General features: G+C 73.5%; 27 protein-coding genes. 12 read left to right on the plus strand and 15 right to left on the minus strand.

Features of this window, described 5'->3' with window-relative positions:
* Positions 1-314: 314 nt before the first annotated feature.
* From ACZ407_RS02485 to lnt, 5 genes are all read left to right on the plus strand, one after another.
* Entirely contained in the window at positions 315-1,031 is a 717-nt protein-coding gene (locus ACZ407_RS02485; RefSeq protein ID WP_468124834.1) for a TVP38/TMEM64 family protein, read from the plus strand.
* Positions 1,032-1,079: 48 nt separating this feature from the next.
* Positions 1,080-1,952, plus strand: coding sequence for an undecaprenyl-diphosphate phosphatase (locus ACZ407_RS02490; protein WP_468124835.1), 873 nt, complete (start codon positions 1,080-1,082; stop codon positions 1,950-1,952).
* 130 nt (positions 1,953-2,082) lie between these two features.
* A complete protein-coding gene (locus ACZ407_RS02495) occupies positions 2,083-2,262 on the plus strand; it encodes a hypothetical protein (RefSeq protein WP_226737656.1) in 180 nt (59 codons plus the stop codon).
* 69 nt (positions 2,263-2,331) lie between these two features.
* Positions 2,332-2,793, plus strand: a complete 462-nt coding sequence (locus ACZ407_RS02500) for a nuclear transport factor 2 family protein (RefSeq protein ID WP_468124837.1) — start codon at positions 2,332-2,334, stop codon at positions 2,791-2,793.
* 47 nt (positions 2,794-2,840) lie between these two features.
* A complete protein-coding gene (lnt, locus tag ACZ407_RS02505) occupies positions 2,841-4,412 on the plus strand; it encodes an apolipoprotein N-acyltransferase (protein WP_468124839.1) in 1,572 nt (523 codons plus the stop codon).
* Here lnt and ACZ407_RS02510 read toward each other — a convergent pair.
* Entirely contained in the window at positions 4,357-5,262 is a 906-nt protein-coding gene (locus ACZ407_RS02510) for a Gfo/Idh/MocA family protein (protein WP_468124841.1), read from the minus strand. The genes lnt and ACZ407_RS02510 overlap by 56 nt on opposite strands.
* 97 nt (positions 5,263-5,359) lie before the next feature.
* Here ACZ407_RS02510 and ACZ407_RS02515 point away from each other — a divergent pair, with 97 nt between their 5' ends.
* Together ACZ407_RS02515 and ACZ407_RS02520 are read left to right on the plus strand one after the other, a co-directional pair.
* Positions 5,360-5,881: a DinB family protein gene (locus ACZ407_RS02515; RefSeq protein WP_468124842.1), complete on the plus strand. Its 522-nt coding sequence runs from the start codon at positions 5,360-5,362 to the stop codon at positions 5,879-5,881.
* 73 nt (positions 5,882-5,954) lie between these two features.
* Positions 5,955-6,500 carry a hypothetical protein gene (locus ACZ407_RS02520; RefSeq protein WP_468124844.1) on the plus strand — a complete coding sequence of 182 codons (546 nt, stop codon included), beginning with the start codon at positions 5,955-5,957 and terminating at the stop codon, positions 6,498-6,500.
* 10 nt (positions 6,501-6,510) lie between these two features.
* Here the strand turns inward: ACZ407_RS02520 and ACZ407_RS02525 are convergent, their stop codons facing one another.
* The 8 genes from ACZ407_RS02525 to ACZ407_RS02560 form a co-directional block, all read right to left on the minus strand.
* A complete protein-coding gene (locus tag ACZ407_RS02525) occupies positions 6,511-7,026 on the minus strand; it encodes a hypothetical protein (protein WP_468124846.1) in 516 nt (171 codons plus the stop codon).
* An 85-nt stretch (positions 7,027-7,111) separates the two neighbouring features.
* Complete coding sequence (locus ACZ407_RS02530) at positions 7,112-7,789, minus strand: uracil-DNA glycosylase (protein ID WP_468124847.1); 678 nt, start codon at positions 7,787-7,789, stop codon at positions 7,112-7,114.
* A 113-nt stretch (positions 7,790-7,902) separates the two neighbouring features.
* Positions 7,903-9,486 carry an ABC transporter substrate-binding protein gene (locus ACZ407_RS02535; protein WP_468124848.1) on the minus strand — a complete coding sequence of 528 codons (1,584 nt, stop codon included), beginning with the start codon at positions 9,484-9,486 and terminating at the stop codon, positions 7,903-7,905.
* A 153-nt stretch (positions 9,487-9,639) separates the two neighbouring features.
* Complete coding sequence (locus ACZ407_RS02540; protein WP_468124850.1) at positions 9,640-10,404, minus strand: SDR family oxidoreductase; 765 nt, start codon at positions 10,402-10,404, stop codon at positions 9,640-9,642.
* Positions 10,405-10,417: 13 nt separating this feature from the next.
* The gene (gene fabG / locus ACZ407_RS02545; protein WP_468124852.1) at positions 10,418-11,179 is read right to left on the minus strand and encodes a 3-oxoacyl-ACP reductase FabG; all 762 of its coding nucleotides are present in this window, start codon (positions 11,177-11,179) and stop codon (positions 10,418-10,420) included.
* Positions 11,180-11,325: 146 nt separating this feature from the next.
* Positions 11,326-11,709, minus strand: coding sequence for a DUF3037 domain-containing protein (locus ACZ407_RS02550; RefSeq protein ID WP_468124853.1), 384 nt, complete (start codon positions 11,707-11,709; stop codon positions 11,326-11,328).
* Positions 11,706-12,545, minus strand: coding sequence for a HipA family kinase (locus tag ACZ407_RS02555; RefSeq protein WP_468124855.1), 840 nt, complete (start codon positions 12,543-12,545; stop codon positions 11,706-11,708). Before ACZ407_RS02555 ends, ACZ407_RS02550 begins: the two co-directional genes overlap by 4 nt.
* Positions 12,546-12,609: 64 nt before the next feature.
* Entirely contained in the window at positions 12,610-13,245 is a 636-nt protein-coding gene (locus ACZ407_RS02560) for a cysteine hydrolase family protein (protein WP_468124857.1), read from the minus strand.
* Between the two features lie 174 nt (positions 13,246-13,419).
* On the opposite strand from ACZ407_RS02560, the gene ACZ407_RS02565 reads away from it, so the two are divergent.
* Positions 13,420-13,878 carry a pyridoxamine 5'-phosphate oxidase family protein gene (locus ACZ407_RS02565; RefSeq protein WP_468124858.1) on the plus strand — a complete coding sequence of 153 codons (459 nt, stop codon included), beginning with the start codon at positions 13,420-13,422 and terminating at the stop codon, positions 13,876-13,878.
* Between the two features lie 115 nt (positions 13,879-13,993).
* On the opposite strand, the gene ACZ407_RS02570 is transcribed toward ACZ407_RS02565, so the two are convergent.
* Positions 13,994-14,932, minus strand: a complete 939-nt coding sequence (locus tag ACZ407_RS02570) for a LysR family transcriptional regulator (protein ID WP_468124860.1) — start codon at positions 14,930-14,932, stop codon at positions 13,994-13,996.
* A gap of 73 nt (positions 14,933-15,005) precedes the next feature.
* Between ACZ407_RS02570 and ACZ407_RS02575 the strand changes: the two genes are divergently transcribed.
* Positions 15,006-15,989: a DMT family transporter gene (locus ACZ407_RS02575; RefSeq protein WP_468124862.1), complete on the plus strand. Its 984-nt coding sequence runs from the start codon at positions 15,006-15,008 to the stop codon at positions 15,987-15,989.
* A 56-nt stretch (positions 15,990-16,045) separates the two neighbouring features.
* Here ACZ407_RS02575 and ACZ407_RS02580 read toward each other — a convergent pair whose 3' ends face one another.
* On the minus strand, positions 16,046-17,380 hold the full coding sequence (locus tag ACZ407_RS02580; protein WP_468124864.1) for an aminotransferase class I/II-fold pyridoxal phosphate-dependent enzyme: 1,335 nt from the start codon (positions 17,378-17,380) through the stop codon (positions 16,046-16,048).
* A 35-nt stretch (positions 17,381-17,415) separates the two neighbouring features.
* Between ACZ407_RS02580 and ACZ407_RS02585 the strand changes: the two genes are divergently transcribed.
* Positions 17,416-18,102 (plus strand): pyridoxamine 5'-phosphate oxidase family protein, encoded by a 687-nt coding sequence (locus ACZ407_RS02585; RefSeq protein WP_468124866.1) that lies wholly within the window; start codon positions 17,416-17,418, stop codon positions 18,100-18,102.
* Positions 18,103-18,204: 102 nt separating this feature from the next.
* Here ACZ407_RS02585 and ACZ407_RS02590 read toward each other — a convergent pair whose 3' ends face one another.
* Together ACZ407_RS02590 and ACZ407_RS02595 are read right to left on the minus strand one after the other, a co-directional pair.
* Positions 18,205-19,167 carry a DMT family transporter gene (locus ACZ407_RS02590; RefSeq protein ID WP_468124868.1) on the minus strand — a complete coding sequence of 321 codons (963 nt, stop codon included), beginning with the start codon at positions 19,165-19,167 and terminating at the stop codon, positions 18,205-18,207.
* Between the two features lie 254 nt (positions 19,168-19,421).
* Positions 19,422-20,426, minus strand: a complete 1,005-nt coding sequence (locus ACZ407_RS02595) for an EamA family transporter (protein ID WP_468124870.1) — start codon at positions 20,424-20,426, stop codon at positions 19,422-19,424.
* Positions 20,427-20,607: 181 nt separating this feature from the next.
* Between ACZ407_RS02595 and ACZ407_RS02600 the strand changes: the two genes are divergently transcribed.
* Positions 20,608-21,036, plus strand: coding sequence for a type II toxin-antitoxin system Rv0910 family toxin (locus ACZ407_RS02600; protein ID WP_468124872.1), 429 nt, complete (start codon positions 20,608-20,610; stop codon positions 21,034-21,036).
* 112 nt (positions 21,037-21,148) lie between these two features.
* Here ACZ407_RS02600 and ACZ407_RS02605 read toward each other — a convergent pair whose 3' ends face one another.
* On the minus strand, positions 21,149-21,769 hold the full coding sequence (locus ACZ407_RS02605) for a PadR family transcriptional regulator (protein WP_468124873.1): 621 nt from the start codon (positions 21,767-21,769) through the stop codon (positions 21,149-21,151).
* A gap of 159 nt (positions 21,770-21,928) precedes the next feature.
* Between ACZ407_RS02605 and ACZ407_RS02610 the strand changes: the two genes are divergently transcribed.
* Complete coding sequence (locus ACZ407_RS02610; RefSeq protein WP_468124874.1) at positions 21,929-22,750, plus strand: PhzF family phenazine biosynthesis protein; 822 nt, start codon at positions 21,929-21,931, stop codon at positions 22,748-22,750.
* A 25-nt stretch (positions 22,751-22,775) separates the two neighbouring features.
* Here the strand turns inward: ACZ407_RS02610 and ACZ407_RS02615 are convergent, their stop codons facing one another.
* A complete protein-coding gene (locus ACZ407_RS02615) occupies positions 22,776-23,588 on the minus strand; it encodes a CPBP family intramembrane glutamic endopeptidase (protein ID WP_468124875.1) in 813 nt (270 codons plus the stop codon).
* Positions 23,589-23,857 lie beyond the last annotated feature (269 nt).

Consider the following 23,857-nt stretch of genomic DNA (forward strand, 5'->3'; position numbering starts at 1 on the left):
GCCGGACGATCCGGGAAGGGTCAGCTTCGTGCGCCGTCGAAGGGCGATGCGGCCGCGGTGGCGACGGGCGGGACGGCAGCCTTCGGCGCGTCCGCGACTGCGGACGGAGCGGGGGCGAAGGCGGACCGGGACATGCCCCCGATCATGCCGTCCGCGGCCGTCCCCGTCGAACGGATTTCCCTGCGGGCGGCGGCCCTCGGCACAGCGCGCGGCGCTGCGCCGCCCCCCGCCGTGCACCCCCTCCCCCTCCGTCCTCCGTCCGTATGAGAGCCCGATTACGGCGATCACACATATGTGTCGGTTAGTCTCCCCGGATGTCCTTCCTGCTCGCGCCGTGGACCCGGCTGTCGCTGCTCGTCGTCCTGCTCGCGGCGGCCGGAGCGTGCGTCCTGCTGTACGAGCCCCAGCGGCTGCTGGCCGAGGGCCTGCCGCCCGCGCTGCCGGCCGGGGCCGCGGTGCTGCTGTTCGCGGCCCTGTACGGCCTGTGCACGGCCGCGTTCGTGCCGCGGCCGCTGCTGAACCTCGCGGCCGGGGCGCTGTTCGGCTCCTGGCTGGGCCTGGGCGCTGCGGTGGCCGGCACCGTCCTCGGGGCGGGCATCGCCTTCGGGCTCGGCCGCGGACTGGGCCGGGAGGCCCTGCGGCCGCTGGTGCGCGGCCGCTGGCTGGAGGCGGCCGACGGGCAGCTCGGCCGGCACGGCTTCCGCTCGGTGCTCGCGGTCCGGATCTTCCCGGGGGTGCCCTTCGCGGCGGCCAACTACTGCGCGGCGGTGTCCCGCGTGGGCTGGCTGCCGTTCCTGCTCGCGACCGCGGTGGGCACGGTCCCCAACACGGCCGCGTACGTGATCGCCGGGAGCAGTGCGGCCTCCCCCGCCTCGCCGGCGTTCCTGGCCTCGTTCGGCTTCATCGCGGTGTCCGGGCTGGTGGCGGCGGCGGTGGCCTGGCGCAAGCGGCACCGGCTGGCCCCGCAGCGCCCCCCTGCGGTCACCCCCGCGGTCACCCCTGTGGTCGGGGGCGTCACCTACGGGCCCTAGCATCGGACCCGACCTGCCCACGATCACTAAGGACGAGCGCACCCCGACATGAGCTGGTTCGAATCCCTAATCCTCGGTCTCGTCCAGGGGCTCACGGAGTTCCTCCCCATCTCGTCCAGCGCGCACCTGCGGCTGACCGCGGCGTTCGCGGGCTGGCACGACCCCGGTGCGGCCTTCACCGCGATCACCCAGATCGGCACGGAGACCGCCGTCCTCATCTACTTCCGCAAGGACATCATGCGGATCGTCTCCGCCTGGTTCCGGTCCCTGTTCGACCGGAACATGCGCGGGGACCACGACGCCCAGATGGGCTGGCTGGTGATCGTCGGCTCCATTCCGATCGGCGTCCTCGGCATCACGCTCAAGGACCAGATCGAGGGCCCGTTCCGCGACCTGCGGCTCATCGCGACCACCCTGATCGTGATGGGCGTGGTCCTGGGCATCGCCGACCGGCTCGCCGCCCGTGACGAGACGGGCGGCCGGCACCGGGTGGTGCGCGAGCGCAAGTCCCTGCGGGAGCTGGGCGTCCGGGACGGCCTGATCTTCGGCGTGTGCCAGGCCATGGCCCTGATCCCGGGCGTCTCCCGGTCGGGTGCGACGATCTCCGGCGGCCTGCTGATGGGCTACACCCGCGAGGCGGCGGCCCGTTACTCCTTCCTGCTCGCGATCCCGGCCGTACTGGCCTCCGGCGCCTACGAGTTGAAGGACGCGGGCGAGGGGCACGTCTCCTGGGGGCCGACGATCTTCGCGACGGTCATCGCCTTCGTCGTGGGCTACGCCGTCATCGCGTGGTTCATGAAGTTCATCACCACGAAGTCCTTCATGCCGTTCGTGGTCTACCGCATCCTGCTCGGCATCGCCCTGTTCGCCCTGGTCGCGACGGGCGCCCTCAGCCCGCACGCCGGCGAGTCGGCCGGCTGACGGCGGCCGGACGCAGGCGGCGGGGCCCGCCCGGGAACGTTCCCGGGCGGGCCCCGCGTCGTTGTGCCTGGCGGACCCGCCCCGGACGAGGCAGGGCGGGCGGCACCGGGCAGACGAGTTGGGGGTGTCCATGGGACGGCGAGTGGTACTGGAGAGGTTCCCGGCGGGGAGTCCGCGCGGGAGCTGGCCGGCGGAGGAGTACGCGGCCGAGCGGCTGCGCGAGGGCGTCGCGGCGGAGGTGGTGATGGACCTGGCCTCGGACGCGTTCCTGGTCGTCGTACGGCAGCGGGAGGCGCATTCCGGCCACTGAGGGCGGCTGCGGGATTCCGGTGCCCGCACGGCCCTTGGCCTGGCGGGCACGCTGTCCCACACTGACCCGATGACGCAGCGTGTGGATCTCGCGACGGTGATGGACCGGCTGGCGGTGGACGCGGTGATCACCGGGTACGCCGTGGCCGTGGACGACGGGGACTGGACGGGGTACCGGGGGCTGTTCACCCCGGACGGGCGCGCCGACTACCGCTCGGCGGGCGGCATCGAGGGACCGGCCGGGGAGGTCGCGGACTGGCTGGCGGAGACCATGCGGATGTTCCCGGTGCGCCAGCACCTGATCGTCAACCGGCGGATCTCCCTGGAGGACCTGGGGGGTTCGCCCGGCGACCGGGCCGAGGTCCTCGCGGACTTCGTCAACCCGATGCGGCTGACCGGGGACACCGACACCGCCACGGCGCCCAACTTCGTGGCCGGCGGCCGCTACTCCTTCGCCCTCGCGCGCACCTACGAAGGCTGGCGGCTGCGCCGGGTCACGGTCTCGGAGCGCTGGCGCCATTTCGCCGCCTGAGTCGTCCGGCCCGCCCTGCGGGCCCACACTGTAAGCGGAGGCGTGTCATGCGATTCCCGGCCGGCCCGCAGGATCCCCCCGGGGGCAGGTGGCGGCTCGGCGCGGCCCCGGCGGCGGGGGCGCTGCCGGCCCTCGCCTTTCCCGCCCCCTCCCTGTGGTGGTTCGCGTACGTGTGCCTGGTGCCGTGGCTGCTCCTGCTGCGGACCGCGCGCACGCCCCGGCAGGCCGCCCTGGAGGCCTGGCTGGGCGGCTGCGGGCTGATCGTGGCCCTGCACCACTGGCTGCTGCCGAGCCTGCACGTGTTCCTGCTGCCGCTGGCGGCGCTGCTGGGGCTGCTCTGGATCCCCTGGGGCCTGCTGGTGCGACGGCTGCTCGGCGGGGACCCCTCGGGCTCCGACGCGGCCCGGGCCCTGGCGGTGCTGCCGGCCGGCTGGCTGCTGGCGGAGCTGGTCCGCTCCTGGCAGGGGCTCGGGGGGCCGTGGGGACTGCTGGGGGCCAGCCAGTGGCAGGTGCCGCCGGCCCTGCGGCTGGCGTCGGTGGGCGGGGTGTGGCTGGTCGGGCTGGTGGTGGTGGCCGTCAACTGCGCGGTGACCCTGCTGGTGTCGGCGCGCCGGGCCCGCCGGGTGGCGCTGGCCGGGACCGCGGGCTGCGCGGTGCTGACCGGCGCGGTCTGGGTGGCGGCCCCGCAGCCCGGGGCGTACGGGAGCCTGCGCGTGGCCCTGGTGCAGCCGGGGGTGGTGGAGGGCCCGGACGCGGTGGAACGGCGCTTCACGGCCGGGGAGCGGCTGACCCGGGGGCTGGCGGGCCGGGAGCTGGACCTCGTCGTGTGGGGCGAGAGCAGCGTCGGGGCGGATCCCGCCCGGCGTCCCGACCTGGTGCGCCGGCTGGCGGCGCTGTCGGCGCGGGTCGGGGCCCCGCTGCTGGTGAACGTGGACGCCCGGGGCGGGGGCGCGGACGGACGGCCGGCGGGCATATACAAGAGCGCGCTGCTGATCGGCCCGCAGGGCCCGACCGGGGACCGGTACGACAAGATGCGGCTGGTGCCGTTCGGGGAGTACGTACCCGCCCGCGCGCTGCTCGGCTGGGCCACCTCGGTGGGCCGGGCGGCGGGCGAGGACCGGCAGCGCGGGAGCGGCCCCGTGCTGATGGCGCTGCCCGGCCGGGAGGGGGTGCGCTTCGGCCCGCTGGTGTGCTTCGAGTCGGCGTTCCCGGACATGTCCCGGCACCTGGCGCGGGAGGGTGCCGCGCTCCTGGTGGCGCAGTCCGCGACCTCCTCGTTCCAGGGCAGCTGGGCGCCGGAGCAGCACGCCTCCCTGGCCGCGCTGCGCGCCGCCGAGACGGGCCGGCCCGTGGTGCACGCGACCCTGACCGGGGTCGGCGCCGTCCACGGGCCCGCGGGCGCACGGATCGGGCGCCCGCTGGGCACCGGTGAGCGCACCGCGGCCGTCTACGAACTGCCCCTCGTGCAGGGGACGACCCTCTACGTCCGCTTCGGGAACTGGCCCGTGTACGGGTCCCTGCTGGTGCTCGCCCTGTGGTGCGCGGGCGAGGCGGTGCGGGCCGTCAGAGGGCCTGTTCCAGCGCCGTCAGCACCACTCGCTCACACAGCTCGTGGGTGAGCAGGGCGTCGCGGGCGCTGACCGTCTTGCCGAGCGCCACGGCCTCCAGGAAGGTGTCGACGACCTGCTCGATGCCGCGCTGGCGGGCCACCGGGGTCCAGTCCCCGCGCCGCCGGACGGAGGGCTGGCCCTTGTGGTCGACGATGTCGGCCAGGTTGAACACCTGCCGCTTGGTGTCCTGCCCGGAGACCTCCAGGACCTCTTCGGTGGAGCCGGAGAGCCGGTTCATGATGCCGAGCGCGGTGAACCCGGCCCCGGACATCTGGAGCACGACCTGGTGCATGAGCCCGTCGCGGACCAGGGCGCGCACGTCGATGTGGTCGGCCTCGCCGGGCAGCAGGAAGCGCAGGGTGTCCACGACGTGGATGAAGTCGTCGAGCACCAGGGTGCGGGGGTCCTCGGGCAGCCCGACCCGGTTCTTCTGCATGACGATCAGCTCGCGCGGGTGCTCGGTGCACTGCGCGTAGCCGGGCGCGTGGCGGCGGTTGAAGCCGACGGCGAGCGACACCCCGCGCGCCTCGGCCAGTTCGACCAGGCGCCGGGAGTCCGCGTACTCGTACGCGAGGGGCTTGTCCACGTACGTGGGTACGCCGGCCTCCAGGAGGCGGGTGACGATCTCGGGGTGGACGGGGGTGGGGGCGTGCACGAAGGCCGCGTCGAGCCCCTCGGCGATGAGCGAGTCGAGGGTGGTGTGGCAGCGCTCGGCGGGTACGTGGTGGCGGGCGGCCACCTGGGCGAGGGTGGCCGGGGTCCTGGTCTGCAGGTGCAGTTCGAGGCCCGGCCGGGTCGCGAGGACCGGGAGGTAGGCCTTCTGCGCGATGTCTCCGAGTCCGATGCAGCCGACCTTCACCGGGTGCCTCCCTGTGCTGTCCCGCGGCGCTCGCCACGGCAGTGGATCCGATGCCCCGCAGCTTAATCCCTGGCGCTGAGCTGCGCGTTCCCCCAGGATGACCGCCATGACCATTACAGAACGCTCCGAACCGTCCACCACCGCCGCCGAGCGCGAGATGCTGGAAGGCTGGCTGGACTACCACCGGGCCACCCTCGCGCTCAAGTGCGCGGGCCTGGACGACGCACAGCTGCGGCGGGCCGCACTGGCGCCGTCCGAGCTGACCCTGCTCGGGCTGGTGCGCCATCTCGCCGAGGTCGAACGCTGGTGGTTCGCGGAGGTGCTGGAGGGGCTGGATCTGCCCGACCTGTATTCCACGGAGGCGGACCGGGACGGGGACTTCCACGTCACGGAGGAGCACACCTTCGCGGATGCCGAGGCCGTCCGGCAGGCGGAGATCGCCCGGGCCCGGAAGATCGCGGCCGGGCACGGCCTGGACGACCTGTCGGTGCACCGCTCCCGTGCGGGCGAGCAGTTCAGCCTGCGCTGGATCTACACCCACATGATCGAGGAGTACGCCCGCCACAACGGGCACGCGGACCTGCTGCGCGAGCAGATCGACGGCGTCACCGGCGAATGAGCGCTCACCCGTGCGGGGTGAATATCGCCTCCGGGTTTCCGCAAGCGGGGCGGAGCACAGCAGAGTTGCGTGAGTGCATCGAAACCGAACCACGACCAAGCTGCTGCTCGGGGTGGCCTGTGCGGTCTCCGCGGTCTCCGGCTGTGTGAATGTGAACCCTGTCGCGGTGCAGCCCGCGGCATCCTCCGGGGAGCCGCCCGAACATGCTCCACGGGGCGGGGCCGCGCCCGACCCGGTGGTCGTGCAGGCGCCCGCACTGGAGGCCCTGGAGGCCGTGGGGGGCCAGGCGGCCGGCGCCGGGCGCCGGACCGCCGGATCCGCGGGGGCGGAAGACCCGGCCGAGCGGCAGGAGCGGACGCCGGTGATCCCCGCCGCCGGTCTGCCGGCCGATCCGCAGCCGCCCGCGCAGGCGCAGGCCCCGGAGCCGGGCCGGGTGCACCGCGGGCATCCGGAGCATCCGGACCGGCCCGAGCACGCCAAGGGCCGGCCGCCGCGGGTGAAGGACCTGCCGCAGCTGCCGGCGGAGGCCGCGGACGTGTGCGCGCTGGGCCGCAAGTTCGGCAAGTGGCACAAGGACAGCCCCGAGTCGCGGATCTGCTCGGGGGTCTACGGGGAGTGACCCGGCCCGGTCACGGGAACCGGCCCGGGTACGGACCCGGCCCGGTTCCGCCCCCGTCCCGCTCCAGCCGCTGCGCCAGGCGCGCGATGGCGGCCCGTACGCCGTTGCCGTACTCGTCGTCCGCCAGTGCCGCGGAGGCGGCCCGGGCCCGGGCGAGATGGACCCGGGCCGCCTCGGGCCGCTGCACCTTCACGTAGTCGGCCGCCAGGTTCAGGTGCAGCGACGGGTAGAAGGAGCGGACCTCGGCGGCGGCCCCGGGGCCCGGGGGCCGGTCGCCGCCCAGCCCGTCGGCCGCGTTGAGCGCGCGCAGGTCCCAGGCGAGCTCGTCGGCGGGGTCGTCCTGCGCGTCGGCCATGTAGTGCGCCAGCGTGCAGCGGTGCAGGGGGTCCCCGTACTCCCCGATCTCCACCCAGATCGCGCCGAGCCGGTTGCGGGCCTCCTCCCGGTCCCCGGCGTGGAGCAGCATGATCGCCTGGCCGATCCTGGTCATGACGGCGTCCTGGGACGCCTCCTGCTGCTCCGTCACTGCGGCCTCCTGCGGCGTGCGCCCGATGTGATCATCAAGACGCTAACGGGCCGCCGTGCCATTCACGCCCAGGCGCGGGCCGGCATCAGCCCAGGTCCGGGATCCGCCAGTCGATCGGCTCATGGCCCTGCGCCGCGACGGCCTCGTTGATCTGGGTGAAGGGGCTGGAGCCGAAGAACTTCTTGGCCGACAGCGGGGAGGGGTGGGCGCCCTTGACCACGACGTGCCGCTCCTGGTCGATCAGGGGCAGCTTCTTCTGCGCGTACGCGCCCCAGAGCACGAAGACGGCCGGGTCCGGCCGCTCGGCCACGGCGCGGATCACCGCGTCGGTGAACTTCTCCCAGCCCTTGCCCTTGTGCGAGTTGGGCTCGGCCTCGCGGACGGTGAGGACCGCGTTGAGCAGCAGCACGCCCTGGCGGGCCCACGGCATCAGGTAGCCGTTGTCCGGGATCGGCAGGCCGAGCTCGGACTGCATCTCCTTGTAGATGTTGCGCAGCGAGGGCGGGGTCTTCACGCCGGGCTGCACCGAGAAGCACAGGCCGTGGCCCTGGCCGGCGCCGTGGTACGGGTCCTGGCCCAGCACGAGCACCTTGACCTGCTCGTACGGGGTGGCCTCCAGCGCCGCGAACACCTGGTCCCGGGGCGGGTACACCGGCCCGTTGGCCCGCTCCTTCTCGACGAACTCGGTCAGCTCCTTGAAGTAGGGCTTCTCCAGTTCCTCGCCGAGGACGGGGAGCCAGGACTCGGGCAGGATCTCGGTCACGTCAACAACCTCCGGTAGCACTTCGCGGCGTTCTGCAACGCACACCCCGAACCTACCGGCGGCCACTGACAGCGGCCCACCCGCCTCCGTTCCCGGCCCCCCGGCCGGAACCGCTACCAGCTGGTCTTGCGGTACAGCACCCACATCTGCATGACCGTCTGCGGGTCGAGGGCGCTCTCGGCGCCCGCGATGTCCTCGCCGGCGGCGACGTACAGCTTGCCCTGCCACAGGGGCAGCAGGCGGACGTCCTCGGCGAGGATCTCCTGGGCCCGGTTGAACTGCGCGTCCACGGCCCCGCGGTCGCTCTCGCGGCGGGACCTGGGCAGCAGCTCGTCGGTGATCTCCTTGGCCTCGTAGGGGGTACCGACGGCGTTCTGCTTGCCGACGAACGGGGCGATGAAGTTGTCCGGGTCCGGGAAGTCCGGGAACCAGCCGCGGCCGAAGACCGGGAACTCGCCGTTCTTGTAGCCGGCCTGGAAGGCCTTCCAGGGCTGCCCGCGCAGGGTGATCTTGAACAGGCCGCTGGCCTCCAGCTGGCGCTTGAGCTCGGCGAACTCCAGGGCCGTCGAGGAGCCGTAGCGGTCGGTCGTGTAGTAGAGCGTGAGGTCGACCGTGTCGGTGATCCCGGCCTTGCGCAGGATCCGCTTGGCCTTGGTCACGTCGGGGTGGCCGAAGCGGTCGTAGAAGGGCGTCTTGTGGCTCGCCACGCCCTTGGGGACCATCGAGTACAGCGGCTCGGCCATGCCCGGGTAGACCTTGGCCACGAGGGCCCCGCGGTCCACGATCTGGGCGACGGCCTCGCGCACCGCCGGCTTGGCGGCGGCCGAGTCGGCCGGGTTGAAGACCAGGTAGCGGATCTCGGCGCCGACGTTGTCCACGAGCTGCACGCCCGCCTTGCGGGACTCGGAGCTCTTGAGGTCCTTGATCTGCTCGGCGGTCAGGCCTCGGTAGGTGGCGTCGATCTCCTTCGCCTTGAGGGCCTTGACCATGTCGCGGGAGTCCTCGAAGTACCGGATCGTCACCGCGTCGTTCTTGCGGTCGGCGAAGCCCGCGTAGTCCGGGTTGCGGGTGAGTTCCGCCTCCTTGCCGTCCTTGTACTCCTTGAGGAGGTACGGGCCGGAGCCGGTGACCCGGCCGTCCTCGCGGAGCTTGTCCGCCGGGTAGTCCTTGGGCGCGACCAGCGAGGCGGCCGGGGAGCCGAGGACGAAGGGGAAGGTCGCGTCGGGCGTCTTGAGGTGGAAGATCACCGTCAGGTCGCCGCTGGTCTCGACCTTGTCCAGGCTCCCGAAGAGGTCCTTGGGACCGACCTTGGAGCCGATGGCGAAGATCCGGTCGAACGAGTGCTTGACGGCCTTGGCGTCGAGCGCCTCGCCGTTGGAGAACTTGAGGCCCTTGCGCAGGGTGCACCGGTAGGACTCGTTGCCCGAGTCCGTGAACTCGCAGCTCTGGGCGGCGTCCGGCTCGGGCTTCGCAGCGCCGGTCGGGAAGCTCAGGAGGGTCTGGTAGATGTTCCGGTAAAGCTCCCAGGAACCGTCCCAGGCCGCTGCGGGATCGAGGGTGGTCGGCTTGCTTGTCGTTCCGACGACGATCTTCTGGTTGCCCTTTTCGTCGTCTTCCGAAAGCAGGCCGCAACCGGCGAGCAGGGATATGGACGCAAGGGCCGCAGCGGTCTGCAGACATCTGGTCCGGTTGAACACGTGCACGCTCCTCGATCAGCCAGGGGATCGGCGAACGATACCGCAGTGCCCCACGAATCCAAGGGGGGAGGACCCGTGGGGCACTTGACCGGTTCCGTACATATTAGGGATGCATTTGGCACCGGTCAGGCGGGGAATTCGTCCGAATAACGGTCATCCAACTCCGGCATTCAGAAAGATTCCACCATCGACAATCAAAGTCTGTCCCGTGATCCACTCCGCCTGGTCGGATGTGAGGAATGCGGCAGCACCTCCGATATCGGCCGGAACGCCCAATCTGCCCAGCGGATAGGCCGCAGCGGCTTCCGCTTCGCGCCCTTCGTACAGGGTCTGGGCGAATTTGGTCTTGACCACGGCCGGGGCGATGGCGTTGACCCGGACCCCCGGGGCCATCTCGTGCGCGAGCTGGAGGGTCAGGTTGATCATCGCCGCCTTGCTCATGCCGTAGGCCCCGATGAAGGGCGAGGGCGCCACCCCGGCGATGGAGGCGATGTTCACGATCGCCCCGCCGTGGTCCTTCTGCCAGGCGTGCCAGGTCCGCTGCGCGAAGCCGAGCGCCGAGATCACGTTCGTCTCGTAGACCTTCCGGGCCACGCCCAGGTCCATGTCGGCGAGGGGGGCGAAGACGGGGTTGGTCCCGGCGTTGTTCACCAGGAAGTCCACCCGCCCGAAGGCCTCCATCGTCCGCTCGACCGCCACGGCCTGGTGGGCCTCGTCGTGGGCCTTGCCGGGCACCCCGATGACCCGGTCGGCCCCGAGGCGCTCCACGGCCTCCTTGAGGGCCTCCTCGTTGCGTCCGGTGATGCAGACGCGGTCGCCGCGGGCGACGAGCGCCTCCGCGACCCCGTAGCCGATGCCGCGGCTGGCCCCCGTGACGAGGGCCACCTTTCCGTCGGCGGGCGCTGATGCTGCGGTCATGCCACTACCTCCGTCAGTTGAGCGGGCCGCCGGCGACGTACAGGACCTGGCCGGACACGAAGCCGGCCGCCTCGCCGGTGAAGAAGGCGATGGCGTTCGCGACGTCCTCGGGCCGGCCGACCCGGGCCACCGGGATCTGGGTGGCGGCGGCGGCCTGGAAGTCCTCGAAGCCCATGCCGACGCGGGCCGCCGTCTGGGCGGTCATCTCGGTGGCGATGAAGCCGGGGGCGACGGCGTTGGCGGTGACGCCGAACTTGCCGAGCTCGATGGCGAGGGTCTTCGTGAAGCCCTGGAGCCCGGCCTTGGCCGCGGCGTAGTTCGCCTGGCCGCGGTTGCCGAGGGCGGAGCTGCTGGACAGGTTCACGATCCGGCCGAACTTCGCCTCGACCATGTGCTTCTGACAGGCCTTCGCCATCAGGAACGCGCCGCGCAGGTGCACGTTCATGACGGTGTCCCAGTCGTTGTCGCTCATCTTGAAGAGCAGGTTGTCGCGCAGCACCCCGGCGTTGTTGACGAGGATCGTGGGGGCGCCCAGGGCCGCGGCCACCCGCTCCACCGCGGCCGCCACCTGCTCGCTGTCGGAGACGTCGCAGCCGACCGCGAGGGCCCGGCCGCCCGCCGCCGTGACGGCCTCGACGGTGTCCTTGCACGCCGCCTCGTCGAGGTCGAGGACGGCGACGGCCCGGCCCTCGGCGGCCAGGCGTACGGCAGTGGCGGCGCCGATGCCCCGGGCCGCCCCGGTCACGATCGCTACGCGCTGCTCGGTGGTGGACATGCTGGATCTCCTCGCCCTTGAGACACGGCCGCCCGAAGGTGAGCAACCGCTTAGTAGCTTCAGCGCTGGAGACGCTAGAAGCCCTGGCACCCGGTGTCAACGGCACCCGGCTGCCAGGGCTTCGAGCCCGGGTCCGACTCTGCGGATCAGCGGACCAGCAGGTCGAGCAGGCGTTCCACCTCGGCCTCGGGGTCCGCGGTCAGACCGGTGTGCACCGGACCCGGCTGCACGACGGTGCTGCGCGGGGCGATCAGCCAGCGGAACCGGCGCCCCGGGTCGTCCCCGGCGGCCTGGCCGGCCGCGGTGCCGCCCGCGCAGACCCCCTGGACCCCGTGCAGGGCCGCCCGGACGCCCGCCACGTCGGCCCCGGGGTCCAGGGCGAGGAGCTTGGCCTCGTCGAGGTGGGTGCGGGCGGCCACGAAGGACCGGGCCCGGCAGTAGACGATCACACCGGCGTTGAAGCACTCGCCGCGCTCGACCCGGGGCACGACGCGCACCAGCGCGTACTCGAAGACGTCCCGCTTGCTCACTTGCTGTCGCTCTTCTTCTTGTGGGGCCATTCGGTCAGGTGGTCGGTCAGCCAGCCCGGCGGCTTGGACGGGGCCTTGACCTGGGCCTCCATCGAGATCCGCTGGTGGATCACCGCCGCGCGCGGCAGCAGCGTGTCCACGTACGCCCGGCGGACCTCGTCGGGCGAGGCGAATCCGGGCTCGTCGGCCAGCCACGCGTCGGGCACCTCGGCGACGACCTCGCCGAGCAGCTCTTCGGTGACCAGCGGGGCGAGCTCCGCGGCCGCCGCCTCGAAGTCCGGGCCGAAGGGGGCCAGGACGTGGTCGGAGGCGTTGTACGGCTTCTCCGCCGCGGCCCGCGCACCCGGCCAGTTGTGGTGCCAGATCATGGTGGCGCCGTGGTCGATCAGCCACACCTCGCCGTGCCAGACCAGCATGTTCGGATTGCGCCAGGAGCGGTCCACGTTGTTGACGAGCGCGTCGAACCACACCACCCGGCCCGCCTCCGCCGGGTCCACCTGGTACGCGAGCGGGTCGAAGCCGATCGAGCCGGGGAGGTAGTCCATCCCGAGGTTGAGGCCGCCACTGGCCTTCAGCAGCTCCTGGACCTCCTGGTCCGGCTCGGCCAGCCCGATGACCGGGTCGAGCTGGATCTGCACCAGCTGCGGCACCCGCAGGCCCAGCCGCTGCGCCAGGCGGCCGCAGACGACCTCGGCGACGAGGGTCTTGCGCCCCTGGCCGGCTCCGGTGAACTTCATGACGTACGTGCCGAGGTCGTCCGCCTCGACGATCCCCGGCAGCGAGCCGCCCTCCCGCAGGGGAGTGACGTAGCGGGTCGCTGTCACTTCTGTAAGCATTTCCCCAGGGTATCCACCGGACGCCGCGCGGGCGCCGCGGCGGAGAGGATCGGGACGGGCGGTGTCAGCCCGCCGGCCGCCAGGCGGCCGCGACCTCCTCGGCGGTGGTGATGGTGGCCACCAGGGACAGGGAGTTGCGGACCACCTCGGCGGTGTACGCGGCCGGCACCCCGGCGATCGCATCGGCCGGGACCACGGCCGTGTAGCCGAGGTTCACCGCGTCGAAGACGGTGTTGGGGACCGCCACGTTGGAGGAGACCCCGGTGACGACGAGGGTGCGGCACCCGAGGTTGCGCAGGAGCGCGTCCAGATCGGTGCCCGCCATCGGGGAGAGCCCGTGCAGCCGCCGCACCACCAGGTCCTCCCCCGCCACCTCGACGGGATCCGCGACCCGTACCGCCGCCGACCCGGTCAGCTGCTGCACGGGCAGCCGCCCGGCGGCTCGGAACAGCCGGGCGTTGGCGTTGGCCCCGCGGCCGTCGGGCCGCCGCTCGGCCACCGCGTGCACGACCTGCACACCGGCCCGGTGGGCGGCGCGCACCAGTGCGGCCACCCGGTCGAGCATCCCCGAATCCCGTGCCTCCTTGGCGAGTTCGGGCAGGGCGCTGTCCGGGCCCACCACTCCCTGCTGGCATTCGACGGTCAGCAGGACCGTGCGGGCGGGGTGGAGCAGGGCGGCGAGCCGGTCGTCCCGGTCCATGGCGGGTCTCCCCCTGGTGTGCGCGGCGGTCCGGTGTCCGGCCGCGGTCCGGTGTCCGGCCGCGCGGTGGGGCGTACGCCCGTGCGCGGGGCGGTGCGCCCGCACGATTGCGCCCTCGCGGCCGATCCCCCATGCTTCCTGACACACAGTCAGATGTGAAGGGGTGGACGGCGGATGGACGAGACCCAGCGGCGCGGCCGGCGGATCATGATGACCGGCGAGGAGGTGGACGCCTTCCTCGCGGAGCAGCGCACCTGCCGGGTCGCCACCGTCTCCGCCGACGGGCGGCCGCACGTCGGCGCACTCTGGTTCGCCTGGGACGGCACCTCCCTGTGGCTGTACTCGATCACCCGCAGCCGCCGCTGGTCCGACCTGCGCAAGGACCCGCGGATCTCGGTGCTGGTGGACGCGGGCGAGTCGTACGACGAACTGCGCGGAGTGGAGCTCTCGGGCACGGCCGAGTTCGTGGGCGAGGCACCCCGCACCGGAGAGCCCTGCCCCGAGCTGGCGGAGGCCGAACGCCTCTTCCCCGCCAAGAACTTCGGCATCCCGGAGATGCCGCACGACGGGCGTCACGCATGGATCCGGCTCACCCCGGACTCGGTCGTCTCCTGGGACTTCCGCAAGCGCTGAGGGCGGACACGCAGCAGGTCACCTCCCTTCGAAGAGGCGGGCCGGCCCCGCCGCCCTCCTCGGTGCCGAACCCGGACACCGCCGCGATGCCGCCGGCAGTCTCGTGGCCTCCGGACTACGCCTGGGGGCCGGGGCCGCCAAGCCGGGGCGGCGCGGGGTACGCGGCCCCCGCCGCCTCCAGCGCGGCGACGACCGCGCGCACCGAGGGCCGGCGGTCCGCATCGGCCCGCCAGACCGCGTAGATGTGCCGCCGGACGGGGTCGCGCACCGGCAGCAGCCGGACCCCGTCCGGGACGGGGCCGCGGCCCAGCCTCGGGGTCACGCAGACCCCGAGTCCGGCGGCGACGAAGGCGAGTTGGGTGTGGTGCTCCTCGGCGATGTGCCGGATGCGCGGTTCGATGCCCTGCCCGCGGAGGGTGAACACCAGCCATTCGTGGCAGAACTGGCCCTCGTTCCAGGAGATCCACTCGTCCTCGGCGAACTCGGCGAGGGAGACCTCGGGGCGGTCGGCCAGCCGGTGGTCCGCCGGCACCGCCACGTCGGCCAGGTCCTCCAGCAGCGGGGCCCGCAGCAGCTCGCCGGGCACCGGCATCCGCTTGTTGTACCAGTCGATGCCCACGGCCAGGTCGAGGTCCCCGCGGACCACCGCCGCCAGGCTCTCCTCGGGCTCCACCTCCCGGGTGTGCACCCGCAGGTCCGGGTGGTCCCTGCGCAGGGCGGCGAGTGCGGCGGGGAAGAGCCCGCGCAGGGCCGTGGGGAACGCGGCCGCCCTCAGCTCGCCGACCGCGCAGCCGCGCTGGGCCTCCACGTCCGCCTGGGCCAGCTCCACCTGCGAGATGATCCGCGCCGCGTGCCCGGCGAGCAGCCGGCCGGCGTCGGTGAGGCGGATCCCCCGGCCGTTGCGCGCCAGCAGCGGCTGCCCCACCTCGCGCTCCAGCTTGGCCATCTGCTGGGAGACGGCGGACGTGGTGACGTGGAGCCCTTCGGCCGCGCCGCTGACCGAGCCGTGGCGGGCGAGGGCGTCGAGGGTGCGCAGGCGCTCCAGGTTCAACATGTAAGCAACACTACGCTTTCCAGTCCACGAAATCTCGCTTGTGCTAAGAAGTCCAGGCCAGCAGGGTGGGGACATGAGCGCACCAGCAGCCCCGCAGCACCGACCGGCCGCCCCGGCCACCACCACCGCCCCGGCCACCACCACCGCCCCCACCGCGAAGCCCGCAGCCGGGCCCGCCCTCGACTGGCGGATCCGCTTCGGCATCCTCTCGGTGGTGTGGGGTTTCAGCTTCCTGCTGATCAAGCTGGGCACCGAGGGCTACGCCCCGATGCAGGTCTCGCTCGGCCGGGTGTTCTCCGGCGCCCTGGTCCTCGGCGCGGCCCTGCTGGTCCGGCGCGAGCCCCTTCCCCGCGGCCTGCGCACCTGGGGCCACCTCACGGTCGCCGCGGTCCTGCTGAACGCCCTCCCGTTCACGCTCTTCGCGTACTCCGAGCTGACCATCCCCTCCGGTCTCGCGGGGATCTGCAACGCCACCTCGCCGCTGTGGGGCATGGCGCTCTCGCTCGTGGCGCTCTCCGAGGACCGGCCCACCCGGCGCCGGGTGGCGGGGCTGGGCCTCGGGTTCCTCGGCGTGCTGACGGTGCTCGGCGCCTGGCAGGGCTTCTCGGGGGTGGACCCCGCGGGCACGGCGATGGCCCTGCTGGCCTCGTTCTGCTACCCCGTCGGCTGGATCTACGTACGCCGCACCCTGGCCGGCACCCCCGGCTCCCCGATCGCGCTCACGGCGGGCCAGCTGGCCCTGGCCACGGTGCAGCTCGCCGCGGTGACCCCGCTGGTCACCACGGCCCCCGCCGGCTTCCCGCTCGTGCCCACACTGGCCGTGCTCGCGCTCGGCGCCCTCGGCACCGGCCTCGCGCTCCAGATGCAGTACGGGCTGGTCACCGAGGTCGGTCCGACCACGGCCCAGATGGTCACCTACTTCATCCCGGTGATCGCGACCGCGGCCGGCGTCCTGCTCCTGGACGAGGCCATCCACTGGAACACGCCGGTCGGCGCGCTCATCGTGCTGGCGGGCGCGGCCCTCACCCAGAGCCGCACCCGCCCCCGCACCGCCTGACCCCCGTCAGCAGACGTCAGCAGACGTCAACACACGCCAGCAGAGGTCGGCAGACGTCAGTAGAAGCGGCCGGGCGGCGCCGGCCGGGCCGCGGCCGCCACCGCCTCGGCCAGCGGCTCGATGTCCGCATCGGCCAGCGTGGACACCGTGAGCCGGATCCCGGGCGGCGCGTCCACCCGGAACCGCGCCCCCGGGGCCACCGCCCAGCCCGCCTGCAGCAGCCTGGTCACGGCCCCGGTCTCGTCGGCCACCGGCACCCACACGTTGAGCCCGCTGCGCCCGTACGCCTCCACCCCCCGCCGGGACAGCGCCCCGATCAGCGCGTCCCGGCGCCGGGTGTACGAGGCCGCCACGGCCGCCGGGTCCACGGCCTGCTGCGACCACAGGTGGATCACCGCGTACTGGAGCAGCCGGCTGACCCAGCCGGGCCCCAGCCGGAAGCGCCCGCGGATCCGGTCGAGGGTGGTGCCGTCCCCGGTGACCACCGCGAGCCGCAGGTCGGGCCCGTACCCCTTGGCGGTGGAACGCACCACGATCCAGCGGCCGGTGGCCCCGGCCAGGCTGTGCAGGGGCTGGTCCACGATCGCGTGCCCGTGGTCGTCGTCGATGACCAGCAGCCGGGGGTGGTCCGCGAGCAGCTCCCGCAGGGCCGCGCACCGCCCGGCCGTGATCACCGCCCCGGTCGGGTTCTGCGCCCGGTCGGTGACGATCAGCGCCCGGGCCCCGGCGTCCAGGGCCCTCGCCACGTCCTCGGGACGCGGCCCCTCCTCGTCCACGCCCACGCGCAGGATCCGCAGGCCCATGGCGGGCAGCAGGTCGAGGAGGCTGCTCCAGCCCGGGTCCTCGACCGCCACGGAGTCGCCCGGCTTGAGGTGGGCCGCCAGGGCCCGTTCGATCGCGTCCAGGGAGCCGGAGGTGACGGCGACCGGCCCGGCGGGCACCCCGTCGGCGGTGAAGCCCTCCGCCGCCAGGCGCTCCAGCTCCGGCACCACGGTGTCGCCGTACCCGTAGAGCCCCGGCTGCTCCTCGTTGCGCCGGGCGGCCGCGGCGAGCGCCTCGGTCAGCGAGGGCAGCAGCGCCACGTCCGGATTGCCCGCGGCGAGATCGCGTACGCCGGGCAGCACGTCCACCCGTACGGCATCGCGGGGGGCGGTGGCCGGGCGGGCGCGGATCCGGCTGCCGCGGCGGCCGTCGGTCTCGATGACCCCCCGTTCGCGCAGGGCGCGGTAGGCCGCGGCCACGGTGTTCGGGTTCACCCCCAGGGCGGCCGCGAGCTCCCGCATGGGCGGCAGCAGGGCGCCGGGCGCCAGCGCGCCCGAACCCACCCCCTGCTCCACGCTGTCCGCGATCTCCGATGCACGACGCCCACTGATCCTGTACTCTCCTAGCACAAACGCAAGTATGCACTAGTGCAATGGAGAGCGCAATGTCCGTCGACAACGACCCCACCACGCCCCCGGGGACCTACGAGCCGACCGACCGCACGGTGCCCACCCGCTCCCGCGAGCGCGCGGCCTACGACCACGAGACCGTGCACGCCATCCTCGACGAGGGCTACCTCTGCCACCTGGGCTTCGTCCGCGACGGCGCCCCGGTCGTCCTGCCGACCCTCTACGGCCGGGTCGGCGAGACCCTCTACGTCCACGGCTCCACCGGCTCGCGGCCGCTGCGCATGGCGGGCGCCGCCGCCGACCCCGGACTGCCGGTGTGCCTGACCGTCACCCACCTGGACGGCCTGGTCCTGGCCCGCTCCGCCATGCACCACTCCATGAACTACCGCTCGGTCGTCGTGCACGGCACGGCCTACCAGGTCACGGACGAGGCCGAGCGGCGGACGGCCCTCGACGCCCTCGTCGACCAGGTCGTCCCGGGCCGTTCGGCCGACTCCCGGCCGGCCGACGCCAAGGAGCTCGCCGCCACCGCCGTGATCCGCCTCGACCTGCGCGAGGTGTCCGCGAAGATCCGCACGGGCGGCCCGAACGACGACCCCGAGGACCTCTCGCTCCCCCACTGGGCGGGCGTGGTCCCGGTGCCCCGCACGTACGGCACCCCCATTCCGGCGGCCGACCTGGCCGACGGCATAGAGGTCCCGGACTACATCAAGGCGCTCTGAGCCACGGGGTCGCCGATCCCGGACGGCGGGGGCTCCTCGCACACGTGCCCGGGCAGCTGGACGGGGGTCTGCTGCCCGGGCACCGCCCTGTCCGCCCGCCGGTCAGGCGGCGGCCGCCGCCGGGCGGCGCGCCTCGGCCACGGTCAGCGCGCACACGGCCGCGAGCAGCAGGACGGTCCCGCCGACCGTGCCCGCCGTCAGCCGCTCGCCCAGCAGCAGCACCGCGATCGCGGCCGCGCTCACCGGCTCGATCAGCATGATCACGGAGACGGTGGCGGCGCGGACGGCGGCCGCCCCGGTGAAGTACAGCGCGTACGCCAGCGCCGTGGGCACGGCCGCGACGTAGAACAGCAGCGCCAGCACCCGGCCCGGCTCGGCCGTGGCCGGCAGCAACCCCTCCGCCAGGGCGAGCGGCAGCAGTACGGCGGTGCCCACCGCGAGCGACCAGGCGGTGGTGACCAGCGGGTCCCCGGCGGCCCCGCGCCGGCCGGCCGCCCGCGTGCGCAGGGTCATGCCGGCGTATCCGGCCGCGGAGAGCAGGGCGTAGCAGATCCCGAGGGGCCGGACGCTGCCCCCGTCGCTGCCGAGCACCAGGACGGCGAGCCCGGCCAGGGCCCCGCCGACGGCGAGCGCCCCGCCGAGCCCGAGCCGCTCGCCCATGCCGAAGCGCGCCCCGAGGGCGATCAGCACCGGTCCGGCGCCCAGGCAGACCACCGTGGCCACGGCGAGCCCGGTCTCCAGTACGGCGGCGAAGTACGCGGCCTGGAAGAGGGTGAACAGCAGGCCGGTGAGGGCCATGGACCGCCGCGAGGGGCCGGCGGCGGCCGCCCGCCGGGGCCGCAGCGCGAGTGCGCCGAGCAGCAGCACCAGCCCGCCCGCACAGCGCCAGAAGGTGAGGCCGAGCGGGCCGAGGTCACTGGCGAGGTAGAGGAGGGAGGCGGCCGCTCCGGCCGTCCCCCAGGCCGCCCCGGCCACGATCAGGGACAGCAGGCTCCGCCCGAGCGGGGACACGGGCAGCCGCGCGGCCCGGGCACGCGGGGACGTCGTGGCGGACGTCGCGGACACACGGGACCCCGGGCACGCAGGGGACGCCTGGGACGCCTCGGGCGCCTGGGACATCGGGAACGAGGAAGAGGACTTCGACACGGGTGCTTCTCCGCGGAATCAGGAAGGCAGGACAGGAGGTCACTGGTTTCCGGACGCGGGCAGCCGCGAGCCCGCCCCGGGGAGAACCCGGGGCGGGCCGGCAGGAAAACGAAACGCCGGCCGCCCGCTAGGCGGCGGGCGGCGGAAGCACGGTCGACAGCATGGTCCGCAGCCTATGCGGAGGTGGTCTCGTGATCCAGCGCGGCCGGACCGGAGCCCGTACCGGAGGCCGCGGCGGGCCCGCCGGCCGCCACCGGCTCGGGCGCGGCGGCGGCCGGCCGTGCGGTCTGGGCGACGAAGGCGCCGAAGAGCACCAGGGCGCCGCCGATCATCTGCGGGGTGGAGAGCCGCTCGCCGAGCAGCACCCAGCCGAAGACCACCGCGGTGACGGCCTCCAGGAAGGCCACGACCCCGGCCACCTGCGGGGAGAGCTTGCGCACCGAGACCACGCCGGTGACGTACGCGAAGACCGTCGCGACCAGGACCACCCAGCCCAGCAGGGCCAGGGCGGGCACCTCGGTGCCGTTCATGGAGGCGGAACCCCCGAGCACCGCCCAGTCCATCCCCCACGGGCGGGCGACGACGGTGAGCACCAGCATGCCGACGAGCATGCCGTACGCGATGACCCCGAGCGGGTCGGGCGCCTCTTCCTTGCCGTCGCTGCCCTGGTCGGCCAGGACGAAGTAGCAGGCCTGGCAGCACGCGGCGGCCAGGCCGAGCAGCACGCCGAGCAGGTCCAGGCTCAGGCCCGCCCAGATCTCGACGACGAAGGCCAGTCCGGCCACCGCGAGGGCGGCGCCGCCCGCGGCGGCCCGGCTGACCGGCTTGCGCTGCACGAAGCGGATGTAGCCGAGCAGCAGGGCGGGGCCGAGGTACTCCAGGAGCAGGGCCACCCCGACCGGGATCCGGGATATGGAGGCGAAGTAGAAGGCCTGGACGCCGGCCACGGCGAGCAGGCCGAACCCGGCGAGGAGGGCGGGCCGTCGCCGTACCAGGGACCGGTGCTTCCAGGCCAGCGGGGACAGCACGAGGGCGGCGCCGGCCACCCTGAGCCACACCACGTGGAGCGGGTCGAGACCCGCCTCGATCAGCGGCTTCGCCGCGACACCCGAACCACCGAAGGCGAGGGCCGAGACCAAAGCGAGTCCCAGCCCGGCATTTCTCCCTGACGCTTGCATCCGGCCATCATGACAGCCGAGGTCAGCACCGTCACCCTGGTGACACCTGTTGAGACGGACCCCGCACGCGCCCCGCGCGGGACGCATCCCGGCCGCGATTTTCTGACAGGCCGTCAGTATTGAATGTTTCCGCCGACCGCACTACCTTCCGCGGCACGAATCGTCGACAAGGGGTGGTCGCATGGCCGAAGTCACCGCGGAATCACGCATCGAGGCGTCCGCCGCGAAGGTCTGGTCCCAGCTGACCGACTGGGGCGCGTACGGCCAGTGGAGCCAGACCCACACCGCCTTCCCCAAGGGCGGCCCGGAGACCCTGGAGGTGGGCACCACCTTCGAGGAGAACATGAAGATGATGGGCTTCCCGGCCGAGGTGACCTGGACCGTCGAGGCCCTGGAGCCGGAGCGGGTCCTCGCCATCCGCGGCAAGGGCCCGATGGGCGTGATCGTCGGCACCCGCTACACGCTCGTCCCCGACGGTGCGGCGACGACCGTGCGGATCGACGGCGAGTTCACGGGCGCGGCGGTCTCCCTGATGGCCGGCAAGCTCAAGGACTCGGCCACCGCCGCCCTCACCGAATCCCTGCGCAAGCTCGCCGGCCTGGTCGCCTGACCGGCCCCGCCGCCCCCGTACGCACAGGAGCGCCCCGCGGAGCGTCCGCGGGGCGCTGCTGCCTGCCGGGAGAACGGCCGGACCGAGAACCCGTCCGCCCCGCGCTCGTCCGTCAGTGCTCGTCGGCCAGGATCAGGTAGAGCTTCTTGCGGGCTTCGCCGATCACGGCGATCGCCTTCTGGCGCTGCTCGGGCGAGCCGGTCTTCCAGACCTGCCCGAACGCCTCCATCAGCCCGAAGCCGGCCTGGCGGATCTCGTTCACGGCCTCCCAGTCGACCCCGCGCCCGGCCTCTTCCCACGGCGCGTCCGGGCCGGCCTCGGCCTCGGTGCGCCCCGCGTCGGTGAGCGTGAACAGCTTCTTGCCGCCCTCGCTCGCACTGCTGATCAGGCCCTCGTCCTCCAGCATCTGGAGGGTCGGGTAGACGGAGCCGGGGCTGGGCTTCCAGGCCCCGCCGCTGCGCTCCCCGATCTCCTGGATCATCTCGTAGCCGTGCATGGGCCGGTCGGAGAGCAGCGCCAGGATCGACGCCCGTACGTCGCCGCGCCGGGCCCGGCGGTGCGGGCCGCCCCGGCCGCCGCGACCGAAGGGGCCGCCGCCGCCGAAGGGCGGTCCGAACGGCCCGAAGGCCGCGCGCCGACGCTCGAACTCGCCTTCCTGATGACCCAGCCCGCAGTGGCCGTGGCCCCGGCCGTACTCGTGCCCGTGACCCTGCCCGTGTCCATGTGAACGCATGACTGCGCTCCTTTCGTCATCGCTGTTGCAGAACAGTCACAACCGATCATCGATCGCTTGCGATGCTTCAACGATATATCGGAACAACGCTTACGACAAGGCCATCGAAACCGGATTGGCCTTGGCACCCGGTCCGGCCCGCGCCCTAGGTTCGGTGGCATGCGCATCCGAATCGTCGACGCCTTCGCCGACCGCCCCTTCCACGGCAACCCGGCCGGGGTCCTCGTCCTCGACGGGGACGGGTTCCCCGCCGACGAGTGGCTCGGGAACGTGGCCGCCGAGGTCAACCTCTCCGAGACCGCCTTCACCCACCGGCTGCCGCCCGGCGGGGACGCCGACTGGGCCCTGCGCTGGTTCACCCCGGCCGCCGAGGTGGACATGTGCGGGCACGCCACCCTCGCCACCGCCCACGTCCTGGCCACCACCGGCCTGGCGAAGGACACGGTCCGGTTCGCCGCCCGCTGCGGGATCCTCGGCGTGCAGATCCACGGGGACGGCAGCCTCACCCTCGACTTCCCGACCTCCTCCCTGACCCCGGTCGAGACCCCGCCCGCCATCGCCGAGGCCCTCGGGGCCGAGATCCTCTCGGTGCACGACACCGCCGAGCACATCGGCGACCTGCTGGTCGAGCTCCGCGACGAGGAGAGCGTGCGGAACCTGCGCCCGGACCTGCAGGCGCTGCGCGCCTACTCCCGGCGCGGGGTCGTCGTCACGGCCGCCGCCGAGGACCCGGACCGCGGCCACGACTTCGTCTCCCGCGGCTTCTTCCCCGCCGTCGGTGTCGACGAGGACCCGGTCACCGGCAGCGCGCACACCGCCCTCGCCCCGTTCTGGGCCGCCCGCCTGGGCCGTACGGAACTCACCGGATTCCAGGGCTCCGCACGCACCGGCCTGGTCCGCGTCAGCCTGCGCGGCGACCGCACCCTGCTCACCGGCCGCGCCCGCACCGTGATCGACGGCGAACTGCTCAGCACCCCGTAGCGCCGGGCCCGGGAAACCCCCGGGCTCAGCCCTTGGCGGGGGTGGGCAGCCAGCCGACGTGCCCGGCCAGCAGCGCGTACCCGACGAAGGCCACGACGTCGAGCAGCGCATGGGCGGCCACCAGCGGGCCCACCCGCCCCCACCGGCGGTAGAGCAGTACGAACACGACGCCCATCACCATGTTCCCGATGAACCCGCCGATCCCCTGGTAGAGGTGGTACGAGCCGCGCAGGGCGGAGCTCGCGAGCAGCGCCGCCGTCGGCCCCCAGCCCAGCTGCCCGAGCCGGCGCAGCAGGTAGCCGAGCACGATGACCTCTTCCACCACCGCGTTCTGCACCGCGGACAGGACCAGCACCGGGTACTTCCACCACACCTCCGGCAGCGCCTCGGGCACCACCGTCAGGTTGAACCCCGAGGCCCGCGCGGCCAGGTAGAAGGCCAGGCCGGCACTTCCGATGCCGGCGGCGACCAGGGCCCCCCGCCCGAGGTCGGGCCAGGGCCGCGACCGGTCGAAGCCGAGCTCGCGCAGCCCGCCGGCCCCCTCCCGGGTCAGCAGGTGCGCCACCAGGAGCACCGGGACGAGGGCGGTGGCGATCCCGAACAGCTGCCAGGCCAGGTCCAGCCACGGCCGGCCCGGGGCGTAGGAGCCGTTGAGGGTGGCCGCCTGGTCCTTGAGACCGCCCGGCCGGGTCAGCGAGCCGACGAAACTGATCAGTGCGGACACCCCGCTGGCCCCGAGCGACAGCGCCAGCACGAGCGCCGTCTCCGACCTGAGGATTCCCCGGCCGGACCCGGTTCCGAGCGAAGGTCCGACGTCCTGCCCCGGCTGTGCCCGCACGACTGACTCCCGTTCACCTGTGCCGTTCCTCCGCCCCGCCGGCCCCGCTGGGGTCTCGCCGACGCGTACGAGGATCGCGCACACGAGCGGCCGGGAGGGCGCCTGCCTCCCCATCTTGCCTGCCCGTCTCGTCGTCGCGGTCCGCGGAGAGTCGCCCCACGGGGAGGCGCACACGCCACGGAGTCCCCGCCTGCCCGCTCACGGCACTTCCCCCGCGCGGCTGGTGACCGCGGTGGGTGCACTCTCCTGCGGATCCCGGAGGGCGGTGG

Source organism: Streptomyces sp. NPDC030809 (assembly GCF_055572195.1).